Source organism: Streptomyces bambusae, assembly GCF_020532645.1.
Lineage (GTDB): Bacteria > Actinomycetota > Actinomycetes > Streptomycetales > Streptomycetaceae > Streptomyces > Streptomyces bambusae.
Genome location: NZ_JAJAUZ010000029.1, coordinates 36933 through 60422, shown reverse-complemented (window position 1 = coordinate 60422; position 23490 = coordinate 36933). Strand labels below are relative to the sequence as shown.

General features: G+C 72.5%; 20 protein-coding genes and 1 tRNA gene. 13 read left to right on the top strand and 8 right to left on the bottom strand.

The annotated features are described in order from the left end of the window. Nucleotides 1–45 precede the first annotated feature (45 nt). Entirely contained in the window at nucleotides 46–501 is a 456-nt protein-coding gene (locus LG634_RS20850; protein ID WP_226735420.1) for a hypothetical protein, read from the top strand. A gap of 13 nt (nucleotides 502–514) precedes the next feature. On the opposite strand, the gene LG634_RS20845 is transcribed toward LG634_RS20850, so the two are convergent. Beyond that, nucleotides 515–589, bottom strand: a tRNA-Cys gene (locus LG634_RS20845). Between the two features lie 193 nt (nucleotides 590–782). Here LG634_RS20845 and LG634_RS20840 point away from each other — a divergent pair. The 4 genes from LG634_RS20840 (at nucleotide 783) to LG634_RS20825 (ending at nucleotide 4796) form a co-directional block, all read left to right on the top strand. Then, nucleotides 783–2240, top strand: a complete 1458-nt coding sequence (locus tag LG634_RS20840) for an MFS transporter (protein ID WP_226735419.1) — start codon at nucleotides 783–785, stop codon at nucleotides 2238–2240. A gap of 32 nt (nucleotides 2241–2272) precedes the next feature. After that, entirely contained in the window at nucleotides 2273–2470 is a 198-nt protein-coding gene (locus LG634_RS20835; RefSeq protein ID WP_226735418.1) for a plasmid mobilization protein, read from the top strand. After that, nucleotides 2470–2838 carry a type II toxin-antitoxin system death-on-curing family toxin gene (locus LG634_RS20830; RefSeq protein WP_226735417.1) on the top strand — a complete coding sequence of 123 codons (369 nt, stop codon included), beginning with the start codon at nucleotides 2470–2472 and terminating at the stop codon, nucleotides 2836–2838. The genes LG634_RS20835 and LG634_RS20830 overlap by 1 nt, the downstream gene beginning before the upstream one ends. 173 nt (nucleotides 2839–3011) lie before the next feature. Then, nucleotides 3012–4796 carry a DEAD/DEAH box helicase gene (locus tag LG634_RS20825; RefSeq protein ID WP_226735416.1) on the top strand — a complete coding sequence of 595 codons (1785 nt, stop codon included), beginning with the start codon at nucleotides 3012–3014 and terminating at the stop codon, nucleotides 4794–4796. Between the two features lie 108 nt (nucleotides 4797–4904). On the opposite strand, the gene LG634_RS20820 is transcribed toward LG634_RS20825, so the two are convergent. Continuing rightward, nucleotides 4905–5159, bottom strand: a complete 255-nt coding sequence (locus LG634_RS20820; RefSeq protein ID WP_226735415.1) for a hypothetical protein — start codon at nucleotides 5157–5159, stop codon at nucleotides 4905–4907. A gap of 357 nt (nucleotides 5160–5516) precedes the next feature. On the opposite strand from LG634_RS20820, the gene LG634_RS20815 reads away from it, so the two are divergent. Next, the gene (locus tag LG634_RS20815; RefSeq protein WP_226735414.1) at nucleotides 5517–6158 is read left to right on the top strand and encodes an IclR family transcriptional regulator; all 642 of its coding nucleotides are present in this window, start codon (nucleotides 5517–5519) and stop codon (nucleotides 6156–6158) included. 45 nt (nucleotides 6159–6203) lie between these two features. Further along, nucleotides 6204–7001, top strand: a complete 798-nt coding sequence (locus LG634_RS20810; protein ID WP_226735413.1) for a S16 family serine protease — start codon at nucleotides 6204–6206, stop codon at nucleotides 6999–7001. Here the strand turns inward: LG634_RS20810 and LG634_RS20805 are convergent. The 3 genes from LG634_RS20805 to LG634_RS20795 form a co-directional block, all read right to left on the bottom strand. Then, a complete protein-coding gene (locus LG634_RS20805) occupies nucleotides 6931–8262 on the bottom strand; it encodes an MFS transporter (RefSeq protein WP_226735412.1) in 1332 nt (443 codons plus the stop codon). The two genes, LG634_RS20810 and LG634_RS20805, sit on opposite strands and share 71 nt — an antisense overlap. 94 nt (nucleotides 8263–8356) lie before the next feature. Continuing rightward, nucleotides 8357–9022 (bottom strand): ArsR/SmtB family transcription factor, encoded by a 666-nt coding sequence (locus LG634_RS20800; protein ID WP_226735411.1) that lies wholly within the window; start codon nucleotides 9020–9022, stop codon nucleotides 8357–8359. Nucleotides 9023–9104: 82 nt separating this feature from the next. Continuing rightward, nucleotides 9105–9602, bottom strand: a complete 498-nt coding sequence (locus LG634_RS20795; protein WP_226735410.1) for an Lrp/AsnC family transcriptional regulator — start codon at nucleotides 9600–9602, stop codon at nucleotides 9105–9107. A gap of 101 nt (nucleotides 9603–9703) precedes the next feature. Between LG634_RS20795 and hppD the strand changes: the two genes are divergently transcribed. Further along, nucleotides 9704–10852, top strand: a complete 1149-nt coding sequence (gene hppD, locus LG634_RS20790; protein ID WP_226735409.1) for a 4-hydroxyphenylpyruvate dioxygenase — start codon at nucleotides 9704–9706, stop codon at nucleotides 10850–10852. A 329-nt stretch (nucleotides 10853–11181) separates the two neighbouring features. Here the strand turns inward: hppD and LG634_RS37935 are convergent, their stop codons facing one another. Next, on the bottom strand, nucleotides 11182–13041 hold the full coding sequence (locus tag LG634_RS37935) for a tetratricopeptide repeat protein (protein WP_264203389.1): 1860 nt from the start codon (nucleotides 13039–13041) through the stop codon (nucleotides 11182–11184). Between the two features lie 201 nt (nucleotides 13042–13242). Between LG634_RS37935 and LG634_RS20780 the strand changes: the two genes are divergently transcribed. Next, complete coding sequence (locus tag LG634_RS20780; protein WP_226735408.1) at nucleotides 13243–16851, top strand: WD40 repeat domain-containing serine/threonine-protein kinase; 3609 nt, start codon at nucleotides 13243–13245, stop codon at nucleotides 16849–16851. A gap of 20 nt (nucleotides 16852–16871) precedes the next feature. Here LG634_RS20780 and LG634_RS20775 read toward each other — a convergent pair whose 3' ends face one another. Then, nucleotides 16872–17351: an SsgA family sporulation/cell division regulator gene (locus LG634_RS20775; protein WP_226735407.1), complete on the bottom strand. Its 480-nt coding sequence runs from the start codon at nucleotides 17349–17351 to the stop codon at nucleotides 16872–16874. 266 nt (nucleotides 17352–17617) lie between these two features. Between LG634_RS20775 and LG634_RS20770 the strand changes: the two genes are divergently transcribed. Further along, nucleotides 17618–19036, top strand: coding sequence for an RDD family protein (locus LG634_RS20770; protein ID WP_308072605.1), 1419 nt, complete (start codon nucleotides 17618–17620; stop codon nucleotides 19034–19036). A gap of 78 nt (nucleotides 19037–19114) precedes the next feature. After that, complete coding sequence (locus LG634_RS20765; RefSeq protein WP_226735405.1) at nucleotides 19115–19858, top strand: RDD family protein; 744 nt, start codon at nucleotides 19115–19117, stop codon at nucleotides 19856–19858. A 23-nt stretch (nucleotides 19859–19881) separates the two neighbouring features. On the opposite strand, the gene LG634_RS20760 is transcribed toward LG634_RS20765, so the two are convergent. After that, nucleotides 19882–20196, bottom strand: a complete 315-nt coding sequence (locus tag LG634_RS20760; RefSeq protein ID WP_226735404.1) for a hypothetical protein — start codon at nucleotides 20194–20196, stop codon at nucleotides 19882–19884. Between the two features lie 504 nt (nucleotides 20197–20700). Here LG634_RS20760 and LG634_RS20755 point away from each other — a divergent pair. Then, nucleotides 20701–23043, top strand: a complete 2343-nt coding sequence (locus tag LG634_RS20755) for an immune inhibitor A domain-containing protein (protein ID WP_226735450.1) — start codon at nucleotides 20701–20703, stop codon at nucleotides 23041–23043. Nucleotides 23044–23181: 138 nt separating this feature from the next. Then, nucleotides 23182–23487, top strand: coding sequence for a hypothetical protein (locus LG634_RS20750; RefSeq protein ID WP_226735403.1), 306 nt, complete (start codon nucleotides 23182–23184; stop codon nucleotides 23485–23487). Nucleotides 23488–23490: the final 3 nt, after the last annotated feature.

The window sequence follows — 23490 nt, the reverse complement described above, 5'->3', positions numbered from 1 at the left end:
TCGCGCGACACGGAGCAGCAAAGCGTCCGCAGAGCGGTCCGGGACTTGGTCACACACCATTCATCGGCTACGCCGTGGCCCCGCGGCTTTCGGGTCTGCAGTGTCTATCTCGGCCGCGAGATCAGCGATCTCGATGTGGACGTTTCGCAGGTTGATGAGGAGCACGTTGCTGGCCCGAGCGATGAGCCGACAACGTTTCAGTACGCCCTCGGGACCAATGCGCTTGCCAATCCGACGCGGGCGTTCCTCTATTTCGCCTGCCTCAGCCGCCGGCTGCCCTCCTCCACCGGCGAGCCGGTGGTTCTGCTCACGGAGGTGAGAAACACCGCCTTCCCCACCGCCGACCCCAAGACCGTCCGCGAGGCCCACCTCGTGCTCGCGCACGCCGCCGCCGTCGCGGTGGCGGCGGAACTTGGTTGTGCGCGGGGCGCGGGGCTGCCGAAGAAGCCCGTGCTGCGTATGGTCTCGGGCCCGGTGCCCAAGGGCGGCGACGGGCGGTAGCGCGTTCCGTACGTGGAGACCGTGACCGGATTCGAACCGGTGTATCCGGCTTTGCAGGCCGGCCCCTGGGCCACTCGGGCACACGGTCGGGGTGTTGCGACAAGAAGGAACGTACGGGGGCCGGGGCGGGGGCGGGAAGGGGCCGGCGGGGGCTGCAACAGGACTGCCATGCCGCGTTCACACGGCCCGGGACGTACGCCGCCCGACCTACGGCCATCGGACCGGCGCGGATACGCCCCGCGACAGGGGCGAACGGCAGGCACGGCCCTTACTCTGGGGCGATGGCCCTGAAGAGCAGCCCCGGCGCGGACACCGCCCGGATACCCCCCGCGCCCCCACGACCCGGCATCCTCGGCCCCGCCCACCGCGCCCTCAGCACCGGCATCGTCACCGTCGTCTTCCTCATCGCCTTCGAGGCCACCGCCATCGGCACGGCCATGCCGGTCGCCGCCCGGGAACTGGACGGGGTCGGCCTGTACGCGTTCGCGTTCTCCGCGTACTTCACGACCAGCCTCTTCGGGATGGTGCTCGCCGGCCAGTGGTCCGACCGGCAGGGTCCGCTGCGCCCCCTCGCGGTCGGGATCGCGAGCTTCGCGGCCGGGCTGCTGCTGTCCGGGACCGCCGTCGCGATGTGGCTGTTCGTGCTCGGCCGCGCCGTCCAGGGCTTCGGCGGCGGCCTCGTCATCGTCGCCCTGTACGTCGTCGTCAGCCGCGCCTACGACGAACGCCTGCGCCCCGCCATCATGGCGGCCTTCGCCGCGAGCTGGGTGGTGCCGTCCGTGGTCGGCCCGCTGGTCGCCGGCACCGTGACCGAGCACATCGGCTGGCGGTGGGTGTTCGTCGGGATCCCCGTGCTCGTCGTCCCGCCGCTGGTCCTCGCGCTGCCCGCGATCCGGCGCACCGCGTCCGGGCCCGCCGACCCCACCGCGCCGCCGGTGCCGTTCGACCGCCGCCGGATCCGGCTCGCGTTCGGGATCGCGTTCGGGGCCGCGCTGATCCAGTACGGGGCGCAGGACCTGCGCTGGCTGTCGCTGGCGCCCGTACTCGCCGGGTTCGTGCTGCTGGTGCCCGCCGTGACCGGCGGCCGCAGCCTGATGCCGCGCGGCACCTACCGGGCCGCCCGCGGGCTGCCGGCCGTGGTGCTGCTGCGCGGCCTCGCCGGCGGTGCGTTCATCGCCGCCGAGAGCTTCATCCCGCTGATGCTCGTCACCCAGCGCGGCCTGAGCCCCACGTACGCCGGTCTCAGTCTGGCCGGGGCGGGGGCGACCTGGGCGTTCGGGTCGTGGGTGCAGGCGCGGCCGCGGCTGGACCCGTACCGGGAGCGGATGATGGCCGGCGGCATGGTGCTGGTGGCGGTGTCGATCGCCGCCGTGCCGAGCGTGCTCGTCGAGTCCGTGCCGGTGTGGGTGGTCGCGGTGGCCTGGGCACTCGGCTGCTTCGGCATGGGCCTCGCGGTGACCTCCACCAGCGTGCTGCTGCTCAAGCTGTCCCCGCCGGAGGAGGCGGGCGCGAACTCCGCCGCCCTCCAGATCTCCGACGCCCTCGCCAACGTCGTCCTGCTGGCCGGCGGCGGCGCGGCCTTCGCCGCGCTGGGCGGGGCGGCGGTCGGCGACGGGCACGCGGTGGCGGCGGCCGGGGCGAGCCATCCGGGGGCCTTCGTGGCGATCTTCCTGCCGATGGCCGCGGTCGCGCTGGCGGGGGCGTGGGTGTCGACCAGGGTGCTGCCGAAGCCTGCGTGACACCGCGTGGTACCGCGCGGTACCGTCTAGTCATGGCAGGACTCAACGTGCGATTCACCGACGAAGAGCTGGACGCCCTGCGGGAGCGTGCGACCGCGGAGGGACTGAGCATGCAGTCCTTCGCCCATGACGCCGTCATCAGGGCCATAAACGAGCACTCCCGTCTCTTCAACGAGGCGGCGGATCACGTGCTGAAGGTCAGCGAGGAGCTGAACCGGAGGCTCGCCTGATGTACTACCTCACGCTTCCCGAGCTGCTGAACCTGGCCAAGCGGCTCGGGACCGAGGACGTGCGCGACTACGGTCTGCTCGAATCGGCCCTGCTGCGCCCCCAGGCCAGCGTCTTCGGGCAGGACGCCTACCCGGACGTGTGGCACAAGGCGGGCGCCCTCATGGAGTCGCTGGCCCGAAACCACGGGCTCGTCGATGGGAACAAGCGCATCGCCTGGTACGCGACCTGGGTCTTCCTGCACATGAACGGGCATCCTCTCGACGCCAATTTCGACATCGACGAGGCCGAGCGGTTCGTGCTCGACGTGTGCCAGGGGCTTCTCGACGCGTCGGTGATCGCGAAGCGGCTGCCACTCTTCTCGGCCTGATGTGACCCTCACCGCACCCCCCGAGGTCACGGCGTTGTCCGGCCCGGGTGGGCGCGTTGACCCCGGTAAGGTGGCCCGGTTGTCCTACGTACGACTGCCCGCGTCGCCCGGGCCGGTCCGTGCGTCGCCCGTACCGGTCGGCCCTGTGCGCCGAGAGACCCGAGCCGGAGACCGTGACCACTACCGCCTCCCACCACCTCTCACCCGCCTTCCCCGGCCGTGCGCCGTGGGGTACCGCCAGCAAGCTGCGTGCCTGGCAGCAGGGGGCACTGGACAAGTACGTCCAGACCCAGCCCCGGGACTTCCTCGCCGTCGCCACCCCCGGCGCCGGCAAGACCACCTTCGCCCTCACCCTCGCCTCCTGGCTGCTGCACCACCACGTCGTGCAGCAGGTGACCGTCGTCGCGCCCACGGAGCACCTGAAGAAGCAGTGGGCCGAGGCCGCCGCCCGGATAGGCATCCGGCTCGACCCGGAGTACTCCTCCGGGCCGCTGAGCAGGGAGTACCACGGCGTCGCCGTCACGTACGCCGGTGTCGGCGTGAAGCCGATGCTGCACCGCAACCGGTGCGAGCAGCGCAAGACGCTCGTGATCCTCGACGAGATCCACCACGCCGGCGACTCCAAGTCGTGGGGCGAGGCCTGTCTGGAGGCCTTCGATCCGGCCACCCGCCGGCTCGCCCTCACCGGCACCCCTTTCCGCTCCGACACGAATCCCATCCCTTTCGTCACGTACGAAGAAGGGAATGACGGAATCCGGAGATCTTCCGCCGACTACACCTACGGATACGGGAATGCTCTCGGCGATGGGGTGGTTCGTCCGGTCATTTTCCTTTCCTACAGCGGCAATATGCGCTGGCGCACGAAGGCCGGCGACGAGATCGCGGCCCGTCTCGGCGAGCCCATGACCAAGGACGCCATCTCGCAGGCCTGGCGCACCGCGCTCGACGCGCGCGGCGACTGGATGCCGAACGTGCTGCGCGCCGCCGACCAGCGGCTTACCGAGGTCCGCAAGGGCATCCCCGACGCCGGCGGCCTCGTCATCGCCTCCGACCAGGACTCCGCCCGCGCGTACGCCAAGCTGATCCGGGAGATCACCGGCACCAAGGCCACGCTGGTGCTCTCCGACGACGCCGGCGCCTCGAAGCACATCGACACGTTCAGCGGGAACACGGACCGCTGGATGGTCGCCGTCCGCATGGTGTCCGAGGGCGTCGACGTGCCCCGCCTCGCGGTCGGCGTGTACGCCACGACGATCTCCACGCCGCTGTTCTTCGCGCAGGCCGTCGGGCGTTTCGTGCGCTCCCGCAGGCGCGGCGAGACCGCGTCGGTGTTCCTGCCGACCATCCCGTACCTGCTCGGCTTCGCCAACGAGATGGAGGTCGAGCGCGACCACGTCCTCGACAAGCCGAAGAAGGCCGGCGAGGAGGACCCGTACGCCGAATCCGAGAAGGAGATGGACGAGGCGAACCGGCAGGAGGACGAGGACACCGGCGAGGACGAGCAGATGTCCTTCGAGGCCCTGGAGTCCGACGCCGTCTTCGACCGGGTCCTCTACGACGGCGCCGAATTCGGCATGCAGGCGCACCCGGGCAGCGAGGAAGAGCAGGACTACCTCGGCATCCCCGGCCTGCTGGAGCCCGACCAGGTGCAGCTGCTGCTCCAGAAGCGGCAGTCCCGGCAGATCGCGCACAGCCGCCGCCGGCCCGACGCCGAAGCGGACCTGCTGGAGCTGCCCGCCGAGCGGCGCCCGGTCGTCTCCCACAAGGAGCTGCTGGAGCTGCGGAAGTCGCTGAACACGATGGTCGGCGCGTACGTCCACCAGAGCGGCAAGCCGCACGGCGTGATCCACACCGAGCTGCGCCGGGTGTGCGGCGGGCCGCCGAGCGCCGAGGCCACGGCCGGGCAGCTGCGCGAGCGGATCAAGAAGGTGCAGGAGTGGGCCACCCGGATGCGGTGAGGGCCTGACGACGGAAAAGGGCCCGTGCGGAGGAACGCACGGGCCCTTTTCGTCCGAATCTTCCGGATCCACTGAATTCGCTGCATCCGGCGGATTCGCCGGATTCGCTCAGCAGGCGCGGCCGCGATGGCCGGCCGCCACCATCGCCGCGCCGGTGAGCAGCAGCAGGGAACCGCCGGCCACCGCCCATGGGGCGCCGCTGCCGGCGTCGCCGTGCAGGAGGTTCGTCCGGGACTCGGAAGGCGGCGGAATTGGAGCCTCCGCCGACAGCCGTGCGATTGCGGGGGCCGGTGCCGCCGCTGCGGCCGGGCCCGCCACGAGGACGGCGGCGGCCGCCGCGGTCGTCGACGCGGCCGCTGCCATGGCCGCACACCGGTGCCAATTCACGGATTCGCCTCCCCTCCCGAACACCGCCTTCGAACATTTACACAGTAATGAAGCGGTAAAGGAGTCGTGGACGCGAAAGGTCCCGAGACTGCCCGACCTTGGTCCCGAAGCGGCGCAAATTGCTCGCTGACGCCCGGATTCTGGACGAGGGCTTCCGCTCAGCGGGACCCGGTCGCTACATTCCCCGCAAAGAAACGCCCCGTGGCAGCGCCGCCGCGGAGCGCAGCCGGGCATTTGGCCTACACCGGCGGCCTCTCCGTGCGTCGCCGATGGGACCGGCAGCGCTTCCCCCGTGAGAGCCCCCCGCCGCTCACCGAAAGAGGGAGAGGCGTCGTGACCGCGGAAACCTCCCAGACGCTCGACCGGGGACTGCGCGTCCTCAAACTTCTTGCCGACACCGACCACGGCCTGACCGTCACCGAGCTCTCGAACCGGCTCGGCGTCAACCGGACCGTGGTCTACCGCCTGCTGGCCACGCTGGAACAGCACGCGCTCGTCCGCCGGGACCTCGGCGGCCGGGCCCGGGTCGGCCTCGGCGTACTGCGGCTGGGCCGGCAGGTCCACCCGCTGGTGCGCGAGGCCGCGCTGCCGGCGCTGCGCTCGCTCGCCGAGGACATAGGTGCCACCGCCCACCTGACCCTCGTCGACGGTACGGAGGCCCTGGCGGTCGCCGTCGTCGAACCGACCTGGACCGACTACCACGTGGCCTACCGGGCCGGGTTCCGGCACGCCCTGGACCGCGGGGCGGCCGGCCGGGCCATCCTCGCCGCCCGCCAGGGCGTGCTGACCGACCCCGGTTACACGCTCACGCACGGCGAACTGGAGGCCGGTGCCAGCGGAGCCGCCGCCCCGCTCGTCGGGATCTCCGGGCTGGAGGGCAGCGTCGGAGTGGTCATGCTCGCGGACGCCGTGCCGGAACGGGTCGGCCCGCGCGTGGTCGACGCGGCCCGCGAGGTCGCCGACGCACTGCGCTGACCTCGCCGGAGCCGTACCGGGCACCCGGCCAGCTAGATTGGCCGGGTGCTCTCACGCCTCACACGTCTGCCCCGCCCCGCGGCCCTCGCGCTGTGCGCCGCGCCCGTGCTCGCGCTGTTCGCCGTCGCGGCCCTCGCCCCGCTGCCGTTCGCGCTGGCCCGGCCCGGCCTGACGGCGGACGTGCTCGGCGAGCAGAAGGGCAGGCCCGTCATCACCATCACCGGCGCGCCCGTCCGCAAGACGGACGGCCAGCTGCGGATGACCACGATCCTCGCCACCAACCCGTCCACGGACGTGCGGCTGCCCGAGCTGGTCGACAGCTGGTTCCGCACCGACCGGGCGGTGCTGCCGAAGGAGTCGGTCTATCCGTCCGGCAAATCGGACCGGCAGATCGAGCGGCACAACTTGGAGGAAATGGCGAAGTCCCAGTCCTCCGCGGCCGCCGCCGCCCTCGCCTACCTGCACAAGGACCCGGCGAAGGTGAAGGTCGACCTGGAGCTGGCCGACGTCGGCGGACCCAGCGCCGGACTGCTGTTCTCCCTGGGCATCGTGGACAAGCTCGACGGCAACGGCAGCGGCGGCGACCTCACCGGCGGCCGCTCGATCGCCGGCACCGGCACGATCACACCGGACGGCGAGGTGGGCGCGGTCGGCGGAGTGGCCCTGAAGACCCAGGCCGCCCGCCGCGACGGGGCCACCGTGTTCCTCGTACCGAAGGCGGAGTGCGCGGACGCCGAGTCCGACCTGCCGGACGGGCTGCGACTGATCCCCGTTACGACGCTGGAGGGTGCGGTGTCCGCACTGCGGGCCCTGCAGAAGGGCGGCCAGGTCCCGAGCTGCTGACGGCCGCGGGACCGCGCCGGGCACCGGTGCCGTCCAGGGTGCGCCAGGCCGGGAAGACCAGCGGCGCCAGGGTCGTGAGCAGGTAGACCCCGCCGAGCAGCAGCAGGGCCGCCGTCGTGCCCGTCCCCTCGACGAGCAGGCCCGCGGCGAGCCCGCCCAGCGGCATCGTCAGCTCGCAGCCGGCCGTGCTCACCCCCGTCACCCGGCTGCGCAGCGAGTCCGGCACCAGTTCGTAGAACGCGACGGACAGGATCGGGTTGAGCATGCCCATGCCGAGTCCGGCGAGGGCCATGGTCACCGCCAGCGGCAGCGTGGTGTCCGTGCACGCCGCCACCAGCCAGCGGGTCGGCCCACCGATCATGAAGGCCACCGTGAACACCACCCGCCGCGGGAACCGCTCCCCGACGGCCCCGTACAGCAGCGCCCCCAGGAACGCGAAGCCGCCGAACAGGGCGATCAGCAGCCCGAGTCCGCCCGACCCGCCCAGCTCCTCCCGGGCGTGCACCGGCAGCAGGACCGCGTTCCACGCCTGGTCCAGGCCGTTGGTCAGCATCACCATCACCGTCACGCCCAGCAGCAGCCGGGTGCGCAGCAGGAACGCGTACCCCTCGCGCAGCTCCGCGCGGTACGAGGCGAAGGACACGGCGGCGGCGGCCGGCTGCGGCTCCGCGGCTGCGAACCCGCGCACCCCGGCCGCCACCAGCGCCGCCGACACCGCGAAGGTGGCCGCGTCCAGCAGCAGCACCGCCTCGGCGCCCAGCACCGTGATCAGTACGCCGGCCAGTGCGGCCCCGATCATCCGGGCGCCGCGCGCCACCGCGTCGTACAGGCTCGACGCCCGGGCCAGGGTGGTGCCGGCGTGCTCGGCGAGGTCCGGCAGCATCACGTTGCGGGCGGTCATGCCGGGGGTGTGCGCCAGCCCGCCGACGGCCATCAGCGCACACAGCATCCAGAACTCCAGCAGTCCCGCGTAGTGCAGCAGCGGGATCGCGGCCACCGACAGCCCGCACACCAGGTCGGAGGCGACCGAGACGCGCCGCCGCCCGAGCCGGTCGATGACCGGGCCGCCGGCCAGCGCGGCGACCACCACCGGCAGCGTGGCGCAGAACGCGACGACGCCGGCCCGCGCCGGGCTGTCGGTGGTCTGCAGGACGAACCACGGCACTCCGATCATGGTGAGCGAAGTGCCCGCGATGGAAACGGTGTTGGCGGCCAGGACGGCGGCGAACGGCCGCCGTCGGCCGCCGGTTCGTGCGGCCACGGATCCCCCCGGGTGGCTCACGGTGATGCTCCTCCTCTGTCGGTGCGGCGCGGGGCGGCGCGGTGCGGTGCCGGGTGCGCGGTGCCGTGGCGGCTCAGGCGGTGGTGCGCGGGAAGGCGTGCAGGTGGAAGCGGACCGGGGTGGTGCCCTCGGGCTCGTCGGCCCGGTCGGCCGGTTCGGCGTCCCGGTAGGTCTGGATCAACTCGTGCATCTTCAGGATCAGTTCGTGGCTGCGCTCGGGCGTCAGGCGGACCGTGTAGTCGCTCATGTCGGAGGCCCGTCGCCACTCCGGCGACCAGCGGTGCGCATTGCCCAGCCAGGTGGCCAGCTCCTGCGCGTGCACGGTGGCGATCTCGTGCAGGAACATGTCCGCGGCGCCGCGGACCGCCGGATCCGGGTCGTCGGAGAGCCGGTCGTCGAAACGGGTGCCGTCGTACACGGCCCGCCACCAGCGCTCCCGGCCCTTGCCGTGCTCCGGCGCGTCCTCGACGAACCCGTACGCGGCGAGCTGGCGCAGGTGGTAGCTGGTCGCGCCGCTCGACTCGCCGAGCACGCCCGCGAGTTGGGAGGCGGTCGCCGGGCCGTCGTTGCGCAGGACGCTCAGCAGCCGGATGCGCAGCGGGTGCGCGAGGCCGCGCAGGGTGCGGGCGTCGAGGGTGCGGACCACGCGCTCACCGGGCCGAGTCGGCGACTGGGGCGGCGACTGAGGCGGCGACTGCGGTGACCGGGCGGGGTCTGGGTTCTCCGGGTTTTCGGGCATGGGGCGAGCGTAGGAATGCAAAGGAAGCTTTGCAGCGGGTTTTTTGCAAGGGTTCCTTTGCATGCCTGTGGCGGGGCCGCACTCACCCCTCGTGGTCCGCCGCCGCCTGCTCCACCAGCGGGATGATCCGCAGCGGCACCGGGTTCTCCATCACGATCGCCGTGGAGGCGCGCACGATGCCCTCGAAGCCGACCACGCGGTCGATCACCCGCTGGAGGTCCGCGTTCGAGCGCGCCACCAGCCGGCACAGCATGTCGCCGTGCCCGGTCGTGGTGTGCAGTTCCAGCACCTCGGGCACGCCGGCCAGGTGGGCCCGTACGTCGGAGCCCTGGCCCTGCTTGATCTCCAGCGTGGCGAAGGCGGTGACCGGATAGCCCAGCGCCGCCGGGTCCACCTGCGGGCCGAAACCGCAGATCACCCCGCTCGACTGGAGCCGGTCCAGCCGCGCCTGCACGGTGCCGCGGGCCACGCCCAGCCGGCGCGAGGCCTCCAGGACGCCTATGCGCGGCTCGCGGGCGAGGAGGACGATGAGTCTGCCGTCCAGCGGGTCGATGCCCACGGGGCCTCCAAGGGTGGTCATCCTGTACAGAAGTTCCGTTGATCCTCGCAGTCTGCTGTGCAGATTGACCAGTGAATGAGGAAACTATTGCGCACCTTGTGGATCGGAGCGAATCTGCGTTCATGACTGAGACGCTGGATCACACCGCCCCGGACACCGCTCGCGAGGCCGACCCGTTCCCGGTGAAGGGAATGGACGCCGTCGTCTTCGCCGTCGGCAACGCCAAGCAGGCCGCGCACTACTACGCCACGGCGTTCGGCATGAAGCTGGTCGCCTACTCCGGCCCGGAGAACGGCAGCCGGGAGACGGCCAGCTACGTCCTGACGAACGGCTCCGCCCGCTTCGTCCTGACCTCGGTCATCAAGGCGACCACCGACCACGGCCGCTTCATCGCCGAGCACGTCGCCGAGCACGGCGACGGCGTGATCGACCTGGCCATCGAGGTCCCGGACGCGCGTGCCGCCTACAAGTACGCCGTCGAGCAGGGCGCCCGCGGCCTGGACGAGCCGTACGAGGTCTCCGACGAGCACGGCACCGTCGTCCTCGCGGCCATCGCCACCTACGGCCAGACCCGCCACACGCTGGTCGACCGCTCCCGCTACGACGGCCCGTACCTCCCCGGCTTCGTCACCGCCGAGCCGCTGGTCGAAGGCCCGGCCAAGCGCACCTTCCAGGCCATCGACCACTGCGTCGGCAACGTCGAGCTCGGCCGCATGAACGAGTGGGTCGGCTTCTACAACAAGGTCATGGGCTTCACGAACATGAAGGAGTTCGTGGGCGACGACATCGCGACCGAGTACTCGGCCCTGATGTCGAAGGTCGTCGCGGACGGCACCAAGAAGGTGAAGTTCCCGATCAACGAGCCGGCGATCGCGAAGAAGAAGTCGCAGATCGACGAGTACCTCGAGTTCTACAACGGCCCCGGCGTCCAGCACATCGCCCTCGCCAGCAACGACATCTGCGCCACCGTCCGCTACATGCGCTCCCAGGGCGTCCAGTTCCTGTCCGTCCCGGACACGTACTACGACACCCTCGGCGAGTGGGTCGGCGACACCCGCGTGCCGATCGACGAGCTGCGCGAGCTGAAGATCCTCGCCGACCGCGACGAGGACGGCTACCTGCTGCAGATCTTCACCAAGCCGGTCCAGGACCGCCCCACCGTCTTCTTCGAGATCATCGAGCGGCACGGCTCCATGGGCTTCGGCAAGGGCAACTTCAAGGCCCTCTTCGAGGCGATCGAGCGCGAGCAGGACAAGCGCGGCAACCTCTGACGGTTCCCCCCCCTCGCAGTGCCCAGGCCCCGCCCGCCGCACCCGGCCGGCGGGGCCCCGGCCGCCCGGACCCCGCTCCGGGCGGCCTTACGTACGACCCCGCCGGCCGCGGCAAACGCGCTGCCCGGCTCCGGCGGGGTGACGCCCCGCAGCGCTGTGGCCGTCGGCCCCGCTCCGGGCCGCCCCGCCGCCACGGGGCCCTCCCGGCCCGGCCCGCTCCGGCCGGGCCGGGACCTCTCAGCGGAATCCGTTGGGAAACGGAGCGGGTTCGGGCTGCCGGAGGGGGGCGGCCGGGACCCGCTCCGGCAAGGCCCGTCACCCGCCCTCCGCTACGGCCGGGCGCCGGTCTGCGGGCGCCGCTCGGCGTCCGGGGCCGCACCAGGTGCTCCGCCGCGGACGCGCGCGCCCGTTCTCGTTTCCGGCTCCGGCTCCGGCTCCGGCGTCCGGGCGCGGCCCGACGCGCCGCCGCCCGGCTTCGCCTGCACTCCGGCTCCGGCTCCGGACCGCGTCCCCGCGGCCGAGGGGGAGCGGGACCCCGAACCCGCGGCGGAGCCCGACCCCGTGCCGGAGCCCGACCCTGTGCTGGAGCCCGAGCCCGAGCCCGAGCCCGAGCCCGAGCCCGAGCCCGAGCCCGAGCCCGAGCCCGTGCCCGTGCCCGAGCCCGAGCCCGTGCCCGAGCCCGTACCGGCGCCCGACCCCGACCCCGACCCCGCCTTCGCGTCCGCCCCCGCCCCCGGCTGCACCGGCTTCGCCGGTTTCGGCATGACCGGCGGGGTCCACGGCTCCACCGGCAGGACGTGCTCCGGGCCGCCCTCCGGGAGGGCCGACAGCGCCTCCAGTTCCGCCTTCGCGCGCGGGCCCCGCAGCGGGGAGAAGCGCGGGTTCGTCCGTACCGACTCCTCCAGGTGGCGCCGGGCCGCCGCCGTGTGGCCGAGGTCCCGCTCGATCACGCCCCGGTGGTACGCGAACTCGGCGCTCCGCAGCCCCAGGTCCGTCGCCTTCCGCGCGTACCACAGCGCCTCCACCGGCTCCCCGGAACGGAACAGCGCCCACCCCAGCGCATCCGCCACCTGCACGCTCTTGCTCCGGGTCCACTCCGCCCGCAGGCGCTGCACCGCCGCCACCGGATCCCCGTGGTCCGCCTCGTACAACCCGTACACCACCTCGTCCCGCACCCCGAACGACTCCGCCCGCGCCACCTGCGCCCGCAGCAGCCCGTACGCCTGCTCCGCCTCCTCGCCGCGGCCCAGCGACTGCAGCAGCTCGCCGAGCTCCAGCGACAGCTGCGGCGACGGCAGCTCCTCCAGCGCCGCCCGGTAGTCCCGCACCGCCTCACCCGTGCGGCCCAGCGCCGCCTTCGCCCGCGCCCGCCCGCCCAGCGCCAGCGCCTGCGTGGGATCCGCCCGCAGCGCCCCCTCGTACGAGCGCAGCGCGTCCTCCGTCTCGCCGCGCTCCCACAGCAGCTCCGCCTGCCGGTACATGCAGTACGCCTTCTCCGCCGGCGTCTTCGCCGCCGCCCGCGCGTGCTCCGCGGCCGCCGCGGCGTCCTCCCGCCAGCCCCGGTCCCGGTACACCTGCGACGCCCGCAGGTACCCCGGCAGCCCGCCGCGCAGCGACATCAGCTTCTCCATCGCCGCTTCCACCGGCTTGTACGTGCCGAGGCCCGCGTACGCGTCGATCAGCACCGGGTACGCCGTCCACGCGCGCGGCGACTGCGCCCGTACCAGCTCGCCCCACTTGCGGCCGGTCGCGAAGTCCCGGCGCGCGTTGGCCAGCGCGCCCATCCCGACCATCGCGTCGAAGTTGCCCCGCTCCGCCGGCCGCAGCGACAGCGACCGCTTCAGGGCCGCCTCCGCCTGCGGGAAGTACGCCGCGTCCGCGGTCCGGCGGGCCTGCTCCAGGTACGCCGCGCCCAGCACCGCCCAGGCGCCGTCGTCCGCCGGATGCGCCTTGACCCAGCGGGACCGGTCGTCGATCAGCGCGTTCACGTCCGTGGCCGCGGCCGGTGCCCCCATGCCGACCGACACCATGGCCCGCTGCTCGGGCAGCGGCGGCCGCGGGTCGTCCGTCCGCGGGGCGGCCGGCCTGAGCACGAGCGCACCGGCGATCAGGGCCACCGCCACGGCGGCGGTCATCGCGGTGCGGCGTGCGGAGAACGTGACGGGCGGCTGCTCTGACTCCATCTCCATGGGCTCACTGTGCGTCAATATGAAGAGTCTTCCCGGGTCTCCGAACGGGTTCGCCCCCGGGTTCACACCAACGGAGTCGGCCGCCGGGACGGGGCCCCGGATAACGGACGCACCGTGCAGCGTTCCTGACGGATCGTCTACTCTCCCGCGTGGACATCCGGACGGCCCACCGTCCGGACAGCACACACGGGGGACCACGACATGGGCTCAATGCTGCATCCGGACGATCCGGAACGCCTCGGCGGCTACTGGCTCGCCGCCCGCCTCGGTGCCGGCGGCCAGGGAGTCGTCTACGAGGCGTACGACGCCACCGGCGGCCGCGTCGCCGTCAAGGCCCTGCACCGCGACGCGGAGCAGTTCGTCCGCTCCCGCTTCGCCAAGGAGGTCGACGCGGCCCGCGCCGTCGCCCCCTTCTGCACCGCCCGGATCCTCGACGCCGACGTCTCCGACGACGCCCCGTACATCGTCAGCGAGTACATCCCCGGCCCCACCCTCGGCGCCGCCGTCCGCGACCACGGCACCTTCGACCCCGAGGCCGTCACCCGCCTCGCCGCCGGCGTCGCCACCGCGCTGGCCGCCATCCACCAGGCCAAGGTCGTCCACCGGGACCTCAAACCCGGCAACGTCCTCCTCGGCCCCGACGGCCCCCGCGTCATCGACTTCGGCATCGCCCGCGCCGCCGACATGTCCCTGACCGCCACCGGCGCCATCATGGGCACCCTCGGCTACATGGCCCCCGAGGTCCTCGGCGGGCAGCGCGCCACCACCGCCTCCGACGTCTTCGCCTGGGGCGCCCTCGTGCTGTACGCGGCCTCCGGCGAGGAACCGTTCCGCGGCGACAGCATCGGCCAGGTCGCCCACCGCACCGCGGCCGTCGACCCCGACCTGTCCGCTCTGCCCGCCCCGCTGCGGCCGCTGGTCGCCGCCGCGCTCGCCAAGGAGCCCGACCTCCGGCCCAGCGCCGCCGAACTCCTCCTCGGCCTCGTCGGCGAGACCCCGGCCTCGGCCGATCCGCGCCGGGCCCTACTCGAAGCCGGTGCCCGGCGGGCCGCCGACCCCCGGCCCGAGGCGGACGTCCCCGGCCTCGGCGAACGCGCCGAAGCCGCGTACGCCCGGCTGTCGCTGCCCGCGCAGCAGGCCGCCCACGAACTGCTGCTCCGGCTGGTCGTGCCGGGCGAGGACCCCGACGGCAGCCAGGACACCGTACGGACGGCCTCGTACGCCGAGGTCTACGACGGGCGCAGCGACGCCGAACGCCGCGAGGGCCACGCCGCGATCACCGCGCTGGCCGCGGCCGGGGCGCTGATCGTCGCCGAGGACCACTCCATACGCCCGGTCAGCGCCGCGCTGATCCGCGCCTGGACCCGGCTGCGGGCCTGGACCGAGGCGGACCGGGTCGCGCTGGGGCTGCGGAACCGGCTGGGGCATGCGGCGCGGGAATGGGAGCGGCACGGGCGCCGGCCCGAGGACCTCGTGCAGGGCACGGCCCTGCGGGCGGCCCTCGACTGGTCGGCCGGCGCGGCCCCGCACATCCGGCCCAACCCGCTGGAGGTCGCCTTCCTCGCCGCCGGCCGGGTCTCCGCGACCCGCACCGCCCGGCGCCGCCGCCAGCTGCTCGGCGGCCTCGGCGTGCTGCTGGTCGTCGCCCTCCTGGCCGGCGGCCTCGCCTACCAGCAGTCCCAGGCCGCCGCCCGCGAACAGTCCCGGGCCGCCGCCCGCACCACAGCCCAAGCCGCCACCAGCCTCCGCGCCGCCGACCCCAAACTCGCCATGCTCCTGGGCGTGGCCTCATGGCGCATCGCGGAAACGGAGGACTCCAGAGCGGCGCTGCTGGGGGCGGTGAACCAGGCGGAGGCGGACATGCTGCGGGTGCGGTCCGCGTCCGGCATCCGGCAGGACTCGTACCGCAGGCTGTCCGACGACGGGCGGGTCTTCGTCCTGGGGGAGGCAGGGGAGTTCCAGGTCTGGGACGTGCCCGGCCGGCGGATGCTGGCGTCTTCGCGAGGCAAGGCGGGCCTGGCCGACGCCACCATCGACAGCATCAGCCCCGACGGCCGGCTGCTCCTCGCGTCTGACAGGGACGGAGCGCAGGTGCTGGATGCCAGGACGCTGAAGCCCGTGGGACCACGGCTCGGGGGGTTGGACGGATTGGCCACCTACAAGGCGCAGATCACCACGAACGGGCTGGTTGTTGCCGATCACCGGATCCTGCGGGCTTCGGACGGCAGACAGCTGGCCGCCCATGCGGAAGGGGAGGACATTGCGGTCTCCCCGGACGGCCGCCTGGCGGCCACTTGCCCGTACGGCGGACCGGTCCGGCTGTGGCGCCTGGGCACCGACGGTCTGACCGGCACACCGCTCGCCACGCCGCGGGGTACACGGCAGCCCGAATGCGGCGCGGACGGGCGCCTCCAGTTCAGCGCGGACGGCAAGCGGCTGGCCGCCCTGAGCCGGACGGGGCAGCAATTCCTGTGGCGCGCCGCGGACGGTACGCATCTCGGCTCCGTCGCCGTCACCGAGCTGGCGGACCCTGCGCTCAGCAGCGAGGGCAGGTTCGTTCTCGGCTACAACAACAACACCGGCGCCATCGACGTCTATCCGACCGATGGCGAGTGGCAGGGGCCCTATCTCACCTACCCGGCCCGCGGCACGGGCAACGTGAACGGTGATGAGCAGATCGTCTATGCGATCGACGACAAGCAACGGCGCCTGGTCTTCCACCGCACCGAAGCGTCCACCGTGGACACGGTGGACGTCGCCGGGCCGCCCGTCGGCCTGCCGTCCGAGCTGAGTGGCGAAACGCGCACCGGAACCGTCTCCCGCAACGGCCGGGTCGCGATGGCCCAGGCCCTCGGCCACGAGCAGCAGCTGGTTGACCTCCGCACGGGGCGGGCCCTCGGACCCCGGGTACCGCAGCGGGAGGACAAGCCGGGGGCGTCGGAGTTCCGGGCGTCCTTGTCTGCCGACGGCAGCCGGCTCGCCTTCGCCGACGAGCACGACGTGGTCGTGTGGGACGTGGCGGCCGGCAAGGAACTCTTCCGCAAGGAGCCGCAGGGCTACTGGATCCAGCCGCTGACGCTGTCTCCCGACGGCCGCTACGTGGCCGCGTTCATGCTCGCGCACGGGAGCGAGGGCAACGCCACGTTCCTCGACCGCCCGGGAACCATCCAGGTCTGGGACGTCGCCTCGGGGAAGCCACTGCACCGGATCGAATCGCTGCGCAAGGAGGGGCCCACCATCGCCATCAGCCCCGACAGCACCCTGCTGGTCAGCGCCGCCGGGGACGCGCTCGACCTCACCACCGGCAAGCACCGCCGCAATGTCTTCAAGGACGAGTCCGTCGGCGCCCTCGCGTTCTCGCCCGACGGCAAGACCCTCGCGGTCTTCAAAGAGAACGGCCTGACTGCGCTGTGGGACGGCAAGGTCACCGAGCAGTATGGCGCACTTCCGGGCGCAGCACTCGGCCCGGGCGGCGACCACTATGGAGAGGGAGTCGGCCACTTCGCGTTCTCGCCCGACGGCCGCCTGCTCGCCGGACGCGTCGGCGATGACGCCGTTCAGCTCTGGGACCTGAAGTCTCGGCTGGCCCTGGGGGCACCCCTGAACCTGGAGGGCAAGGTCCACGACATCGCCTTCGACGGCGCGGTCCTGCGGACCCCCGACCGGCAGAACCCCCTCCGATCGCTCGACACCGACCCCGACGTCCTGATCGAGTCGGTCTGTCGTCGGGTCGGCGGACGGGACGTCACCGAGGGGGAGTGGGGGCAGTACGTGCCGCGCGGGATCCCCTACCGCAAGGTGTGTAGCTGAGACCGGCCCCGGGAGGTGACTCACAGGTCGCCTTCCGGGGTCTCGTCCGAGGGCCACGGGTCGCGGAGCCAGAGGTCGTCGGCCGGGGTGGGGGCGAGGAGGGCGGCGAGCGCCGCGTCCAGGCCGAGCCGGTCGGACTCCGTACCCGGCGGGACCACCCGCAGCGTCCGCTCCAGCCAGGCCGACACGGACGCCGACGGCGCCTCCAGCAGCGCGTCCCCATCGGGTGAGCTGAGCGCCATGCAGATGACGCTGCGCCCGTCCACCTTCGTCGGCCAGATCCGCACGTCCCCGTGCCCGCTCGGCCGGAACACGCCCTCCACCAGCAGCTCCCGCGCGAACGTCCAGTTGACCGGCATGTTCGAGCCCACGTGGAAGACGACGTGCACGGCGTACGGGTCGTCCGCCCGGTACACCAGCCGGGCGGGTACGGGGATGCTGCGCTCGGGCGACAGCACCAGCTTGAGCTCCAGCTCGCGTTCGACGACGGTGTGGGGCATGGCGTTTCCTCTCCAACGTGCACCGGGTGCGTACGTGCTTGCACCCGGAGAGAGCGCGGGCTGATCCGACTATGACGCGGGTTCCCGGAAAAAATCCCGGTTGGCGCAAAATCGGTCTACTGGCTGAAAAGAAGCCGTCACCGCGGTAGCGTTCCCCCTTCCCCCGAAGGCGGTCTTTCTGCCGTTCCCGGTCCTGCCGGACCCGGGTTCTTGGCTATGGTCCTCCTTGCACAAGCGGGCACAGCGGACGATCGGAGTTGGGGACATTGACGGCCTCTCCAGGTGACGGCGAACTCGCGGCCCGAGAGGGGTACTACCCCGACCCGTCCATCCCGGGCTTCGTCCGCTACTGGAACGGATCGGCCTGGGTGCCCGGTACGAGCCGCCCCGCACCCGAGGGCTACCGCAGCCAGCCCCCGTCCCCCGCGCCCGTCCCGGCCCCCGCGCCGGCGCCGGCGCCCGCCGCTCCTGCCCCCGCGCCCGTCGCCGTCGCCGACGAGACCGGTCCGGTGTTCTTCGACGAACTCGACGCACTCGACGGCCTCGGCGCACTCGAAGGGCCCGGCGACCCCGGCCGACCCGCCCCGCCGGACGACCGTGACGGCCCGGACGTGCCGGCCGCCCGCGACGCGGCCCCGCAGGACGCCGTCCCGCCCGGGTTCCGCGATCCCGTGTCCCCCGTCCGCATCGCGAAGGACCGCCCCGCGAAGGACCGCCCCGCGCAGGACCGCCCCGCGAAGGAGCCCCTCGCGCAGGAGGCCGCGGACGAACCGGCCGCCTGGCTCGCCGACGTCTCGCACCAGTCCGGCTTCGGCGGAGATCGCGATCGCAAGGTGTCCTGGGGCAACGCGCCGGCCTCCGCGGACGCCCCCTCCGACGCCTCCGACGCCGCCCGCATCCCGGCCCCCGCCCAGGAACCCGTACCGGCGGCAAAGGCCCCCGCCGACACTTCCGCGAAGGCCCCCGCGGCCACCCCCGAGCGGTCCGCCGCCCCGGCCGGCATCCTCTCCGTCAAGTCCCCGGCCCACACCGCACCCCCCGCCCGGCCCCCGGCCGAATCCGCCGCGCCCGCCCCGGCTCCGGCCCCCGAGCCCGCCGCCGCCGACCGGCTCGCGAAGCCCGCCCCGGCCGACGGGTCCACCCCGCCCGCCACCCCCTGGAAGCCCCCGTCCGACGAGCTGTTCCAGCGGCTGGCCGACGAGGCGCCGCGCCCCGCCGGGCTGGGCCGCCGGCTCGGAGCCCGGCTCGTCGACGGCCTGCTGACGGCCGCCGTCGGCACCGCCGTGACCGTTCCGTTCGTCGCGAAGGCAACCGAGCACATCGAGGCGAAGATCGACGCCGCCAAGCTCGCGGGGGAGACCGTCACAGTCTGGCTGCTGGACGGCACCACCGGCGGCTACCTCGCCGTCATCCTCGCCGCCCTGCTCCTCTTCGGCTTCCTCTACGAGGTGCTGCCGACCGCCCGCTGGGGCCGCACCCTCGGCAAGAAGCTGTTCGGCGTGCGCGTCGTGCGGATGGAGACCGGCGGCCGGCCGTCGTTCGGCGCGGCACTCGGCCGCTGGCTGGTGTACGGGCTGCTCGGCGCGGTCGGCATCGGGCTGCTGAACATCCTGTGGTGCCTGGTGGACCGCCCCTGGCGGCAGTGCTGGCACGACAAGGCGGCCGGTACGTTCGTCGCCCGCTGAGCGGGTTTGCCGGGGGCCCGTCCCCCGGACGGCTGCCGTCCCGTTGCGGGCCCGCGGGGGCCGGGTTCGACTACGGCCATGAGCACCGATCAGCCGCCGCCGGGCCAGCCCCCCGAGGACGACCCGTTCCGCAAGAGGCCCGAGGAGCCGCAGCCGCCGCCTTCGACGCCGCCCCCGGCTTCCGGTTCCCCGTACGGCGGCGCCGGCGACGGGGGCTTCCCGCCGCCCGGCTCCGGTTCGCCCTACGGCGGCGCCGGCGGGGGAGGGGGCTACCCGCCGCCCCCGCCGCCGTACGGCAGCGACCCGTACGGCGGGGGCTACGGCGCCCCCGACCCGCTCGCCGGGATGCCGCCGCTCGCCGACTTCGGCAAGCGGCTCCTCGCGCGCATCATCGACGCCCTGATCATCGGGATCCCGCTCGGCCTCATCCAGTGGGGCGCCAGCCCCAACCGCTGGACCGTGGAAACCGACCAGGGCGAGGACGCGACGGAGGTCTTCACCAAGGCGTACAGCGGCGGCGGACTGCTGTGGACGCTGATCGGCATCGTGGCGTACGTCGGCTACGACTGGTACTTCGGCAAGAAGACCGGCCAGACGCTCGGCAAGAAGCTGCTGGGCCTGCGCGTCGCGATGCTCAACGACGGCAGCGTGCCCACGAGCAACGCGGCGCTGTCCCGCGCGGCCGTGCTGTGGCTGCCCGCCCTGCTCTGCTGCCCCTGCATCTGGGAGCTCGTCCTGATCGTCACGATCCTCAGCGACAAGCCGTACAAGCAGGGTCTGCACGACAAGACCGGCAAGACGGTGGTGGTCACCGTCACCTGACGGGCCGTCCGTACGGGACGGCGTCAGTGCGGTGCGGAATGCGCAGGCTGCTCGGCCTGCCGGGGCTCCGGCAGGCGGGCGGCCGCGCCGTTTTCCTGGGCGGGCGCGGGTGCGGGGGAGGCCGGGGCGGCCTGCGCGGCCTGGGCCGACGCCCGGCGGACCGCCCGCTTCGGCGCGCCCGCGGTCACGGCGACCAGGAGGCCGAGGAGGAGGGCGGCCGCGGCGATGACGGCGACGCCGGCGCCGGAACGCGTCTGCGAGAGCAGCAGCATGGCCATGGTGGAGGCGATGACGGTGGCGGACCCGTAGGCGAGCTGTGCGGCAGTCGGACGCGGCATGGCGGTATCCGTCCTCAAGGCATGGTCGGGGAGCCGCCCGCTCGCGCACTCCCCCTCGGACTCGCGCTGCGACCAGACTCTACGACGGGCATGCCCGCGGGCGCCCGGAGGTAAGCGTGACCTCACTCACGGTGCCGGTGCACGGGGGGCGCACGGAGTCACCTTCCGCGCCGCGGCCGGTGCCGGACGCGCCGCTTCCGGTCGGAGATGTCCGGGTTCCGGATGCCCCGCTTCCGCTCTCTGGCATATGCTTCGTCCCTTCCCTCCCCGTGGTGTCCGAAATGCGGAACTCGCTGACCGCATAGTGCAATTGACGGGGTCAAGTCAAGGTCTGTCTTTTCTTGCTCCACTCCGGTCAAATGTCGTCACTTGAGACGCGCGCTGCCCCGGAACCCCTGACTCCCGGTCCGTCCAGGCGGCGGCCGCGGGAGGGGAACACATCAAGTGAGCAGCAACACTTCGCCCCGTAGGCGAGCCATCCGCTTCGCAGCGGTCACGGTGACCATGGCGGCCTGCGCGGCCACCGCTTCGGTCTACACCCTGGCGAGCGCGAGCAACACCGCCGTGGCGGCTCCGGCCGTGGACCGCCAGGACCCGGCGGCCGCCCCGAAGGGCCACTCGGACGAGCTCGAGGGCCCGTTCAGCAAGCAGCAGGAGCAGGCCCGCGCGGCCGCCCTGGAGCAGGTGCTGGAGGGCAAGACCCGCGTCCAGCAGCGCGGCGCCTCCAAGGTCGTCCAGCTCGACGACAAGAAGTACGTCGAGCTCGGCCGCGAGAAGACCGACAAGATCTTCACGATCCTCGTCGAGTTCGGCAACAAGGTCGACAACACGACCATGCACGACCCGGACGGTCCGACCGGCCCGCTGCCGCCCGTCGTCAAGTACGGCGGCACCCCCGGCCCGGCCAAGAACACCATCCCGAAGCCGGACCGCACCAAGGACAACAGCACCAACTGGCGCGCCGACTTCAACCAGGAGTACTTCCAGGACCTGTACTTCGGCAAGGGCTCCGGCTCGCTGAAGTCCTACTACGAGAAGACCTCCTCGGGCCGCTACTCGGTCGCCGGCGAGGTGGCCGACTGGGTCAAGGTCCCGTACAACGAGGCCCGTTACGGCTCGAACTTCTGCGGCGACAGCAACTGCTACAACGTCTGGGACACCGTCCGTGACGGCGTCACCGCGTGGGTCAAGGCCCAGAAGAAGGCCGGCAAGACCGACGCGCAGATCAAGGCGCAGCTCGCGAAGTACGACCTCTGGGACCGTTACGACTTCGACGGCGACGGCAACTTCAACGAGCCCGACGGCTACATCGACCACTTCCAGATCGTCCACGCGGGCGAGGACGAGTCGGCCGGCGGCGGCAAGGAAGGCGCCAACGCCCTCTGGGCCCACCGCTGGTACGCCTACGGCACCAACGCGGGCAAGACCGGCCCGGCGAACAACAAGGCCGGCGGCACCCAGATCGGCAAGACCGGCATCTGGGTCGGCGACTACACCATGCAGCCCGAGAACGGCGGCCTCGGTGTCTTCGCCCACGAGTACGGCCACGACCTCGGCCTGCCGGACCTGTACGACACCTCCGGCCGCGGCGAGAACTCGGTCGGCTTCTGGTCCCTGATGTCCGCCGGCTCCTGGCTCGGCAAGGGCAAGGACTCCATCGGCGACATGCCCGGCGACATGACCGCCTGGGACAAGCTGCAGCTCGGCTGGCTGAACTACGACGTGGCCAAGGCCGCGACGAAGTCCACGCACAAGCTCGGTGTGTCGGAGTACAACACCAAGAACAAGCAGGCGCTCGTCGTCAAGCTGCCCAAGAAGAAGGTCACCACCAGCATCGTCAAGCCCACCGAGGGCACGAAGCAGTGGTGGAGCAACATGGGTGACAACCTCAAGAACACCCTCACCCGCTCCGTCGACCTGACCGGCAAGTCGAAGGCGGCCCTGTCGCTCGACGGCTGGTGGGACATCGAGTCCGGCTACGACTACCTCTACACCGAGGTGTCCACCGACGGCGGCGCCAACTGGAAGGCCCTCGCCGGCACCGCCGACGGCCAGGCCATCCCGGCCGACGCGGCCGGCAGCCCGTCCCTCTCCGGTGCCTCCGGCGCCTGGAAGAAGCTGAACTTCCCGCTGGACGCCTACGCCGGCAAGAAGATCGACATCCGCTTCCGCTACCAGACGGACGGCGGCGCGGGCGGCAAGGGCTTCACCGCCGACGCCGTCAAGCTGACGGCCGACGGCGCCACGGTGTTCTCCGACGGCGGCGAGAACGGTGCCAACGGCTGGACCGCCAAGGGCTTCTCCACCATCGGTGCGAGCTTCACCAAGTCCTACGCCCAGTACTACCTGGCCGAGAACCGTCAGTACGTCTCGTACGACAAGATGCTCAAGGTCGGCCCGTACAACTTCGGCTTCTCGGGCACCCGCCCCGACTGGGTCGAGCACTACCCGTACCAGACCGGTCTGCTGATGTGGCTCTGGGACACCTCCCAGAAGGACAACAACACCAGCGCCCACCCGGGTGAGGGCCTGATCCTCCCGATCGACGCCCACGCCAAGCCCATGAAGTGGACCGACGGCACGCTGCTGCGCAACAAGATCCAGCCGTTCGACGCCCCGTTCAGCCTGTACGCGACCGACGCGTTCACGCTGCACAAGGCCGACCAGCCGCTGAGCATCACGTCGAAGAAGGGCGTCAAGTTCTTCGACGACCGCACCGGCACGTACTACTACCCGGAGAACCCGACGGGCAGCGTCAAGACCGCCAACACCAACACCCGCATCTCGATCGTGGAGCAGCCCAAGGACGGCTCCTACATCACGGTGAAGGTTGGCCCCTCCAAGTAGCCTGAAGCCTTTTTCCGGCTGAAGCTGCAGGTCAAACCATGATCGGCCGTCGCCCCCTAGCGGGCGGCGGCCGATCGCGTTTAGATGCCCGGGTACCGGATTGCTGTTGACACTCCATCTCACGGGGGAGATGAACCGATGCCCGGCGGAGGATTCGTCAAGCTGCCGAACGGCAGCGTGGTGGTCGCCCTGACCCTGCCCAGGCCCGGCGGCGACGACCGCCAGGTCCGCGTGCTCGTGCACGCCGCGAACCGGGCCCGCGCCCTGACCAGGCTGCGGAACCTCGGCATGCGCGCCGTCTACCTGCGGGGGAACACCCACCCGCCGACCCAGGACGAGATCACGGCCGTCCTGCACCACCCGGACGGCCTGCTGTGGCGGGGCGCCCCGGACACCGTCGCGGAGCTCTGGCACCCCATACGCGCCCTCCTGCCGGGCGCCTGAGCC